Below are 9789 nucleotides of genomic sequence, written 5' to 3' on the forward strand. Positions count from 1 at the left end.
CAAGGGGAAAACCCCCGCTCCGATGCAAAGCTTGCCTGCCCATTCTAAATGAGTGGGCATCGACCAAATTAGAGACGGGACTGAGCCTCCGGCCGCTTGACACGAAACCAAGCCGCGTACATGGCCGGCAGGGCCAACAAGGTCAGCGCCGTGGCAACAATCAAGCCACCCATGATGGCAACTGCCATGGGACCCCAGAACACGCTGCGCGACAGCGGCACCATCGCCAGCACAGCGGCAGCAGCCGTCAGCACAATCGGCCGAAAGCGCCGCACTGCGGATTCGACAATGGCCGACCAGGCCGGCACACCGCGCGCCCGGTCTTGCTCGATCTGATCGATCAGAATCACCGAGTTGCGCATGATCATGCCCATCAAGGCGACCACGCCCAGCAAGGCCACAAAACCAAAGGGCTTGTTCATCAACATCAACGCGGCCGCAACGCCAGCGATACCCAGAGGCCCGGTCAAGAACACCAGCATGGCGCGCGAAAAGCTCTGCAACTGCAGCATCAGCAAAGTGAACGTAATGAACAACATCATCGGCAAGCCGGCCGCAATCGAGCCTTGCCCCTTGCTACTTTCCTCCACGGCGCCTGCGACCGAAATTGAATAGCCGGCCGGCATCTTGGCTTGCAGTTCCTGCAACTTGGGCCAGACCTGTGCGGTCACGGTAGCACCTTGCAGACCCTCGGCCACATCGCCTTGTACCGTTACCGCATAGGCGCGGCCTTCACGCCACATCACGCCAGGCTCCCAGTCGAAAGTCACCTTGGCCACCTGAGTCAGCGGGATGGAGCGGCCCGTTGAAGTGTTCACATAGGCGCTGCCGATATCGGTGATGGCATTGCGCTCATCCAGCGGTTGGCGCAGCACGATGTCGATCAATTTATCCGTTTCACGGTATTGCCCAATGGTGCTGCCGGAGAGCAGCGTGCGCGAGGCCTGCGCCAGGCTCTGGCTGCTGACACCCAAGGCCCGCGCCTTGTCCTGATCAACCTCCAACTTGAGCACCTTGATCGGCTCGTTCCAGTTGTCATTGACGCCGCGCATATTGGGATTGGCACTCAAAATGGCCTTGGCTTGATCAGCCCAGCGGCGGACTTCTTCGGGCTTTTCGCCGGCAACGCGGAACTGCACCGGATATGGCACCGGCGGGCCGTTGGGCAGCAGCTTGATGCGCGCCCGCACCTCGGGGAACTCAGCGGCCATCAAGGCCGGCAGCCGCTTGCGCAAGGCTTCACGTTCGGTCAGATTCTTCGGCAGCACGATGGCCTGGCTGACGCTGGGCTGCTGAAACACCACATCCAGCGGCAGGTAAAAACGTGGCACACCGCTGCCTATCCAGGTGCTGACCGAAGCGACACCGGACTCGGCCATCATCCGCGCCTCAAAGCGCTTGGCCACTTCCGCACTTTGCTGAATCGTTGAGCCCTCGGGCAACCACAGATCCACCAGAATTTCAGGCCGGCTCGAGTCAGGGAAGAACTGCTGCTGCACGCGCCCCATCCCCACCAGCCCCAAGACAAAGACCAGCAAGGTCATGGCGATCGTCTTCCAGCGGTTCTCGACACACCAGCGCACCATGCCTCGAAAACGGTTGTAAAACGGCGTATCAAACAACTCATGCGCCTCGCCGTCATTGGAAGCATGGGTGCGCAGCAACAGCGAGCCCAGATAGGGCACGAAATACACCGACACCACCCAGGAAATCATCAGCGCCGCGGCCGTCACCGCGAAGATTGCAAAGGTGTATTCACCGGTGGCCGACTTGGCCATGCCTATCGGCAAAAAACCAACCGCAGTGATCAAGGTGCCAGTCAGCATCGGCATTGCCGTTGCGTCATAGGCAAAGGTGGCTGCGTGCATCTTGTCGTAGCCCTCCTCCAGCTTGCGCACCATCATCTCGACCGCAATGATGGCGTCATCGACCAAAAGCCCCAGGGCGATGATCAAAGAGCCGAGCGAAATCTTGTGCAGGCCGACACCCCAATAAAACATCGTCACAAACGTAATCGCCAGCACCAGCGGGATGGTGATACCCACCACCAAGCCCGGCCAGATATCCAGGCGCAGCGGCCGGGTGTGCAGGCCCAAAGAGACAAAACTGACCAGGAGCACGATCACGATCGCCTCGATCAAGACTTGCACAAACTCGTTCACCGAACGCGTCACGGCCTGCGGCTGATCTTGAATCTGGGCCAAGTCAATGCCGGCCGGCAGATCGCGGCGAATCAGCTCGGCGGCCTTTTGCAAGGACTTGCCCATCGCGACGATGTCGCCGCCCTTGGTCATCGACACACCCAGCGCAATCACGTCCTTGCCCTGATGGCGGACCATGATGGACGGCGGGTCAACATAATCTCGCTTGATCTCGGCGATGTCCGATAAGCGCAGGGAACTTGCCACGCCGGTGACCGGATTGACCGCGCGGATAGGAAAGTCCTTCAAGGCCTGCACCGAGTTGAACTGCCCCTGCACCCGTACCTGCAGATTGCCGCTGCCGGCATTCATCACCCCGGCACCTTCGACAGCGTTCTGCGCGCCCAGCTGATTGATGACCTGACCAAAGTCCAGGCCCAAGTTTGCGAGGCGTTTTTGAGAAATCTCGATGAAAAGCTTCTCGGCCTGCGCACCAAAGACTTCCACCTTGGCGACGTCAGGCAGCTTGAGCAGCACAGAACGCGCGCGCTCTGCATGTTCGCGCAACTCTTCACGGCTGAAACCATCCGCCGAGAGCGCAAAGATAGAGCCGTAAACATCACCAAACTGATCATTGAAAATCGGACCGATGACGCCCTGCGGCAGGGTGCTGCGCATATCTCCAACACGCTTGCGAACCTGATACCAGACGTCGTTAACTTCCTTGCCCGGCGTGCTGTCCTTCAGCTGAAAAATAGTCAGCGACTCACCCGGCTTGGTGTAGCTGCGGATCTTGTCGGAGTGAGGCACCTCCTGCAGCGTTTTCTCGATCTTGTCGGTGACTTGTTCGGCCATTTGCTGCGCAGTGGCGCCCGGCCAAAAAGCCTGCACCACCATCAAGCGAAAAGTGAAGGGTGGATCTTCATCTTGGCCGAGCTGAAAATAGGCGGCAAAGCCCATCAACATCAGCACCACCATCAAGTAGCGGGTCAGCGCCGGGTGCTCCAGCGCCCAGCGGGAAATATTAAACCGACTGCCGACTTGGCGGCCGGGCGATTGCGAAGGCTTGCTGTTGAGGCTCATGCGTGGGGCTCCAAGCTCAGCGCGAAGCGGCGGAAGCGGCCGCAGGCGCGGCTACCGTGGCCGCATTGGCTTGGTAACGCTGCACTTTTTGGCCCGCCTTCAGCACATGCACGCCCGCCACCACCACCTCTTGCCCGGGGCTTAGGCCCGCAGCAATCACCACTTCATTGCCATCGGCGCCGGCAATCTGAACCGGCTGCGCCTTCAGCGTCATCTGCGCGGGATCCAAGACCCAGACCGAGGACTGCCCTTGCTGCTGCAAAACAGCGGCCAGCGGCAGCTTGATGACCTGAGTCTGACGCGGCGCCTCCAGCCTGACCGTAGCGGTTTGGCCCAGCTTGGCCTCAAGACCGGCCACTTCGGCCTTGGCCAAGAAGGTTCGCGTGACAGGATCTGCCGAGGCCGCCACCTCGCGCAATTTGGCCGGCAAGCCCGCTTGGCCCCCGGCGCCACCCCACAGCCGGACAGTCAGCCCACCCGGTTTGGCCGCATGCGCTTGCAGGCGGCCCAACTGATCCTCAGGCACCGAGAACACCACATCACGCGGCCCATCATTGGCAACGCGCACGATGGGCATGCCGGCGGAAACCACCATGCCGGGTTCCGCCTCCACTGCGGTCACTACGCCGGCCACATCCGACTGCAGCTGCGCATAAGTGGACTGATTGCCTTGGGCGCTGGCCTGAGCCCGGCTTTGCTCCAGGGCAGCTTGCGCGGCTTTGAAGGCGGTGTCGCGTCGCTCCAGCTCGGCCGCGCTGATGAATCCTTGCTCGCGCAATTCGACAAAGCGCTTGAAATCTGAATCCAGTTGATCGCGATTTGCCCGCGCGGCCTGGAGGCCGGCTTTTGCCGCTTCTTGCGCCAACATCAAATCCTGTGGATCCAACTGCGCCAGCACCTGGCCCGGCCGCACCGCATCACCCAGGTTGACCTTGCGCGTCAAAATCTTGCCGCCCACACGGAAAGACAGGCGGGACTCCGTTCTAGCCCTGATTTCACCCGCGTATTCATGGCTTTGCCCAGCGGAATCGGCGCTCAAGACAAGCGTGCGCACCGAGCGGACCGGCTCCGGCGGCGCCTCTTGTCTTCCACAGCCGGACAAAACACCCAGCGAGGCGAACAAGGGCCAAAAGAGCGCGGTTCGAAAAAGGCTTTGAGACATGAGGGATCCTGAATATCAATTCCAATGACAGAGCACTGACAGCAATACGGAACCCGCTCACACCATCAAGCGCTGCCTTCGCAAATTACTGACCGATTAGTCAGTAATGTATTCAAGCCCTCGCGGGCTGTCAAACCCACACCCTTTGGCCAATGCATTTGGGCGACTTGACCTGGCGCTAGCCCCAAAGAGCCGACAATCCGGCCGGTGAGCATAGAACACTACGAAAACTTCCCCGTTGCCTCTTGGCTTTGCCCCAAGCACTTGAGGCCGGCCGTTGCCGGCATCTACCACTTCGCACGCACCGCGGACGACTTGGCCGATGAGGGCGAAGCCAGCACTGCTGAGCGCCAAGCCGCTCTGCAGCATTACCGGGCGGACTTATTGGCGGTCGCGGCCGGCCAAGCCCCATCGGCCCGCTGGGCCACGGCTGTTTTCACGCCGCTGCGCGCCGTACTGGACCAATACCAACTACCGGTTGCATTGCTAAATGATCTGATCTGCGCTTTTGAACAGGATCTGCAAAAAAAGGAATACCGCGACCGCGCGGAGCTACTCGACTATTGCAGTCGCTCCGCCAACCCGGTCGGCCGCTTACTTTTGCACTTGTACGGTGTGCATGAACCGCTTGCCTTGCGCCGCTCTGACGCCATTTGCAGCAGCTTGCAGCTGATCAACTTCTGGCAAGACTTCAGCCGCGACGGCCCTATCGGCCGCGTCTATGCACCGCAAACCGATCTGGCGCGGCATGGCCTCAGCGGCAGTGACTTGCTGGCCTGCCGCGACAGCACCCCCGCCCGCGCGATGATCAAGGACTTGTGCGACTGGGCCGAGCAACTGATGCGGGAGGGAGCGCCGCTGGTGTTCCAAATTCCGGGCCGGGCCGGCTGGGAATTGCGCCTGGTGGTACAAGGCGGCCTGCGCATCCTTGCAAAAATACGGGCCATGGACTACGCCAGTCTGATTCACCGCCCTGCCCTGGCCCGTTTGGATGCCCCGGCGCTGTTGTGGGGCGCGCTGCTTATGAAGCAAAGATCAGAACCAACAATGAATACCCAGCGAGAGGAGAGTTTGTGAGCCCGGAGCAGTACGTACAGGACAAGGCCGCCAAGAGTGGCTCCAGTTTCTATTACGCCTTTTTGTTTCTGCCGGCACCCAAACGCGCCGCCATCACCGCCTTCTACGCGTTTTGCCGCGAGGTGGACGATGTTGTGGACGAGACCAGTGACCCCAGCGTCGCTGCGGTCAAGCTGGCCTGGTGGCGTAAGGAGGCCAGCAGCGCCTTCGCCGGCCAGCCCCAGCATCCGGTCATGTTGGCCTTGATGCCGCACTGCGCCACTTACGACATCCGCCTCGAGCACCTGACGGCGGTCATCGACGGCTGCCAGATGGATCTGGAGCAGACCCGCTTCCTCGACTACCCCGGTCTGCAGCGCTATTGTCATTTGGTGGCCGGTGTGGTCGGCGAGGTCGCCTCGGGTATTTTTGGCCGCACGCACGCCGACAGCATTGGCTACGCTCACAAGCTAGGCTTGGCGATGCAGCTGACCAACATCATCCGCGACGTCGGCGACGACGCCCGGCGCGGTCGCATCTATCTGCCGATCTCCGAATTGCAGCAGTTCGACGTCAAGGCGCATGAAATCCTGCTGCGCAAAAGCCCTTGGGGCTATAGCGAGCGCTTCACCGCCTTGATGAAGTTCCAGGCCGAACGGGCCCACCGGCTCTATGACGAAGCGTTTGCTTTGCTGCCCGAAGCCGACCGCCGGGCGCAAAAGCCCGGTCTGATGATGGCCAATATCTATCGCGCCCTGCTGCGCGAAATAGAGGCTGAGAACTTCCGCGTATTGGAGCAGCGCATCGCGCTGACGCCGGTGCGAAAGCTGTGGATCGCGATGCGCACCAACTGGGCCGGGCGTTGAACCCAAGTGCGGCCAAGCGGGTCGCGGTGATTGGCGGCGGTTGGGCAGGCATCGCCGCCGCCGTCAAAGCCAGTCAGCTGGGCTACCACGTTACTTTGTTTGAGATGGCTCAGCATTTGGGCGGGCGGGCGCGCAGCTTGGCGCAAACCGACGCAGGTCCTCGCTTGGACAACGGTCAGCACATCCTGATCGGCGCCTACCAAGCAAGTCTGAACCTTCTGGAAACAGTCGGCGTCGACCTGTCGCAGAGTTTTCTACGCCAGCCTTTGCGCTTGCGCTATCCGCGCCACGAGGGTTTGCGCTTGCCGCCGGGGCCGCCCTTGATCAGCTTCATGCGTGGCATCCTCACCTACCGCGCTTGGCCCTTCACAGCGCGCATCAGTTTGCTACTCAGGTCTACCAGCTGGTTATTGCGGGGCTTTACTTGCGCGCCACAGCTCAGCGTGGCCGAGTTGAGCGCCGGCCTGCCGGCCATCGTGCGCCAAGAACTGATCGAGCCGCTCTGCGTGGCCGCGCTGAACACGCCTGCAGACCAAGCCAGCGCCCAAGTGTTCTTGCGCGTATTGCGCGACGCCTTGTTCAGCGGCCGGGGCAGCGCCGACTTGCTGCTACCCAAGCTCCCCTTGAGCGCCCTGCTGGCCGAGCCGGCGGCCGCTTGGCTTGGCGCGCGCGGTGTCAATATCCGCTTGAACACCAGAGTGCAGGCCATTGCCAGCAGCACAGCAGGCTGGAGCGTCGACGGTGAGGATTTCGAGCAAGTGATTCTGGCCTGCACTTCCGCCCAAGCGGCCAGTTTGTGCGCCGAGATTGCCCCCGCATGGTCAAGCCAGGCCGGCGCGCTGCGCTATCAACCGATCGTGACCGTCTATTTGCACAGCCCCGGCTCCCAACTGCCGGCCGCGATGGTAGCTTTGCAAGAGAGCACCGAAGCGCCGGCCCAGTTTGCGTTCGATCTGGGCCAACTGGGTCATGCCCCGGGCTTGTTTGCCTTCGTCATCAGCGGCGCGGCAAGCTGGGTTGAGCAAGGCTTGACCGCCACCGGCGAGGCAGCGCTGCGGCAAGCCCTGGCCGAATTCAATTGGCGTAGCCCGCCGCAAGTCCATCGCGTGCTGGCCGAAAAACGCGCCACCTTTGCTTGCACACCGGGCCTGCAGCGCCCGCCTGCCAGCATCAAGCCTGGCTTATGGGCGGCGGGCGATTACGTAGACGGGCCTTATCCCGCCACCTTGGAGGGCGCGGTTCGATCAGGCTTGCATGCGGCCGAAATGCTTGCAGTCGTTTAAGGCGCTGCGAATTTAGCTGCAAACGGCGCCGCCAGTGGTTCGCCCACGAACACCCCCTGCCCCGGCCATGCCACGCTGTGCCAATAGGCTTCCAGCGCCGTCACACCCTGTAGATAGAACAGCAAAAGCAGCTGGGGGTGTGGAAATTTTTGTCGGTGGTTACAGGGCTCACTGACCGTGCCATAACTGGCCGTGGCCCCTGACTGCAACCAGTCCAAGGCCGACATTTGGCCAGTCGTCGATTCATTGTCAAGTCGGCCGCCAAAGGAGGTCAGGTGATCAGCCAATGCGCCAGGTAACCAGTCCACCGAGGCCAAACCCTCCACCCGCACCAAGCCGGTTGTATAGAGCAACGTTCGCTGCATAGCAGGCAGCGCTTGGCTGGACTCGCGCCGCACGTTCACGCCCCAGGGTGCCAAGCGCGTCGCGGGAGGAAATTGGACTGCCCTCACATTGCGCGCGACGTCGGGCGTGCTGACAAAAAAGGCGTTGCTGCTCGCGAAGGACGGCAGGCTTTGATCGGCCTCCACGCCGCGCGCGATCAAGGCCTTGGCGTCTTCGACGCTGCGCGAGGCCAACATCATTGCCGGCCGCAGGCCCAAATCGGTGAAGGGGCGTGCGCCGACATAGGAGAAGTACGGGCTGAGTTTGCTCGGCCCACAAGTATTGCGGCAGATTTCGGGCTGGAAACCCATGGCCAGGGCGCTGGTGATGGAATTGCATTCGACCGCATAAGGCAGACTCCAGGCTAAGGCCAGGGCTTGCACCTGTGGCCCCAACTTGTCCTGCACCTGCGCCTGCAAAGCCGTGAACTCAGCCAAGCTCAGGCTCGCTTTGACCGGCAAGACCACGCGCGCAATATTGGCCTGCGGGATGCCCCGCTGGCTTGCATAGGACTCCCCGACCGCCACCGAATAAGGGTCGGCCGTATTGATCACCAAGCCCAACTCGGCGGCCGTCAGCCTCCCCTGCAAGCGCGGCACTCGCAGCCAGACCGGGGCCGGCGGTGCTAGAGCGCCGCTGGCGGCGGTCGCCGCAGCTGAAGCGACTGCCGAAGCCGGCCCCGCCGCAGTCGGTTCTTGTGCTCGCGCAGGCGTTGCCAATATGAACGCAGCCAAGACAATCGCACCCAAGAGCAAGTGCGCCATTGCGATATTCGCCCAAGCTGTTGCGGCGCGGAAACCATTTCGACCGGTGAATCTAATTTTCGCAATGCAAAACAAAAAAATCTCCAGCACAATCAAGGCATGAAAAACAAAGAGGATCAAACGCCGGCGATTCAGGTCTTGGAGCGCATGTTTTCGCTGCTGGATGTGCTCGCCAGCCACCAAGATCCGGTCTCCCTGAAGGAAATCAGCGCCAGCACTGGCCTGCACCCCTCGACTGCGCACCGTATTCTGAACGACTTGACCCTGGGTCGCTTCGTGGATCGCCCGGAGGCAGGCAGTTACCGTCTAGGAATGCGCATGTTGGAGCTGGGCAATCTGGTCAAAGCACGCTTGGATGTGCGCGACGCCGCCCTCGGACCAATGCGCGAACTGCACAAATTCACGCTGCAACCGGTCAATTTGTCGGTCCGCCAAGGTGATGAGATCGTCTACATCGAACGCACCTACAGCGAGCGCTCGGGCATGCAGGTCGTGCGTGCGGTGGGCGGGCGGGCTCCCTTGCACCTCACCTCGGTCGGCAAGCTTTTCCTGGCCAGCGATGAATCGCAGCGGGTGCGCGCTTATGCCACCCGTACCGGTCTGGCCGGTCACACCCGCAACAGCCTGACCGACATCACGGCGCTGGAGCGTGAACTGGCGCTGATACGCCAACGCGGTGTTTCGCGTGACGACGAAGAGTTGGAATTGGGCGTGCGCTGCATGGCGGCCGGTATCTATGACGACCAGGCGAAGCTGATCGCTGGGCTGTCGATTTCGGCGCCGGCCGACCGACTGGAGGAGTCTTGGTTGCAGAGGCTCAAGGACACAGTCGCACAAATCTCGCAGGCGTTGGGCTACCGAGGCTGAAGCACGACTGAAATTGCCCCCATAAAAAAAGCGCTCGATGAGCGCTTTTTTTCACTTCAGTGACCCGTCCTGACCCAGGTTGACACATTTGCCTTCAAGAAAGGGCATGTGTGATGGATACAGGCGTCAAGCGAACACAGCGCGACTACACGATGGCTTTTAAGCTGGCCGTGGTGGAGCAGG

General features: G+C 61.4%; 7 protein-coding genes. 4 read left to right on the plus strand and 3 right to left on the minus strand.

Going from position 1 to position 9789, the window contains the following annotated elements; all coding sequences use genetic code 11:
• Positions 1 to 68: 68 nt before the first annotated feature.
• Positions 69 to 3224: an efflux RND transporter permease subunit gene (locus PRZ03_RS19820; protein ID WP_273601928.1), complete on the minus strand. Its 3156-nt coding sequence runs from the start codon at positions 3222 to 3224 to the stop codon at positions 69 to 71.
• A 16-nt stretch (positions 3225 to 3240) separates the two neighbouring features.
• The gene (locus tag PRZ03_RS19825) at positions 3241 to 4386 is read right to left on the minus strand and encodes an efflux RND transporter periplasmic adaptor subunit (protein WP_273601929.1); all 1146 of its coding nucleotides are present in this window, start codon (positions 4384 to 4386) and stop codon (positions 3241 to 3243) included.
• Positions 4387 to 4593: 207 nt separating this feature from the next.
• On the opposite strand from PRZ03_RS19825, the gene hpnC reads away from it, so the two are divergent.
• The 3 genes from hpnC to hpnE are packed head-to-tail and all read left to right on the plus strand — an operon-like array spanning position 4594 to position 7591.
• On the plus strand, positions 4594 to 5463 hold the full coding sequence (hpnC, locus tag PRZ03_RS19830; RefSeq protein WP_273601930.1) for a squalene synthase HpnC: 870 nt from the start codon (positions 4594 to 4596) through the stop codon (positions 5461 to 5463).
• Positions 5460 to 6308, plus strand: coding sequence for a presqualene diphosphate synthase HpnD (gene hpnD, locus PRZ03_RS19835; RefSeq protein WP_273601931.1), 849 nt, complete (start codon positions 5460 to 5462; stop codon positions 6306 to 6308). The genes hpnC and hpnD overlap by 4 nt, the downstream gene beginning before the upstream one ends.
• Positions 6272 to 7591 carry a hydroxysqualene dehydroxylase HpnE gene (hpnE, locus tag PRZ03_RS19840; RefSeq protein ID WP_273601932.1) on the plus strand — a complete coding sequence of 440 codons (1320 nt, stop codon included), beginning with the start codon at positions 6272 to 6274 and terminating at the stop codon, positions 7589 to 7591. Before hpnD ends, hpnE begins: the two co-directional genes overlap by 37 nt.
• On the opposite strand, the gene PRZ03_RS19845 is transcribed toward hpnE, so the two are convergent.
• The gene (locus PRZ03_RS19845) at positions 7588 to 8739 is read right to left on the minus strand and encodes a TIGR03790 family protein (RefSeq protein ID WP_273601933.1); all 1152 of its coding nucleotides are present in this window, start codon (positions 8737 to 8739) and stop codon (positions 7588 to 7590) included. The two genes, hpnE and PRZ03_RS19845, sit on opposite strands and share 4 nt — an antisense overlap.
• Positions 8740 to 8838: 99 nt before the next feature.
• Between PRZ03_RS19845 and PRZ03_RS19850 the strand changes: the two genes are divergently transcribed.
• Positions 8839 to 9606, plus strand: a complete 768-nt coding sequence (locus PRZ03_RS19850; protein ID WP_263533515.1) for an IclR family transcriptional regulator — start codon at positions 8839 to 8841, stop codon at positions 9604 to 9606.
• Positions 9607 to 9789 lie beyond the last annotated feature (183 nt).

This window comes from Roseateles albus (genome assembly GCF_028595345.1).
Classification (GTDB): domain Bacteria; phylum Pseudomonadota; class Gammaproteobacteria; order Burkholderiales; family Burkholderiaceae_C; genus Paucibacter_A; species Paucibacter_A albus.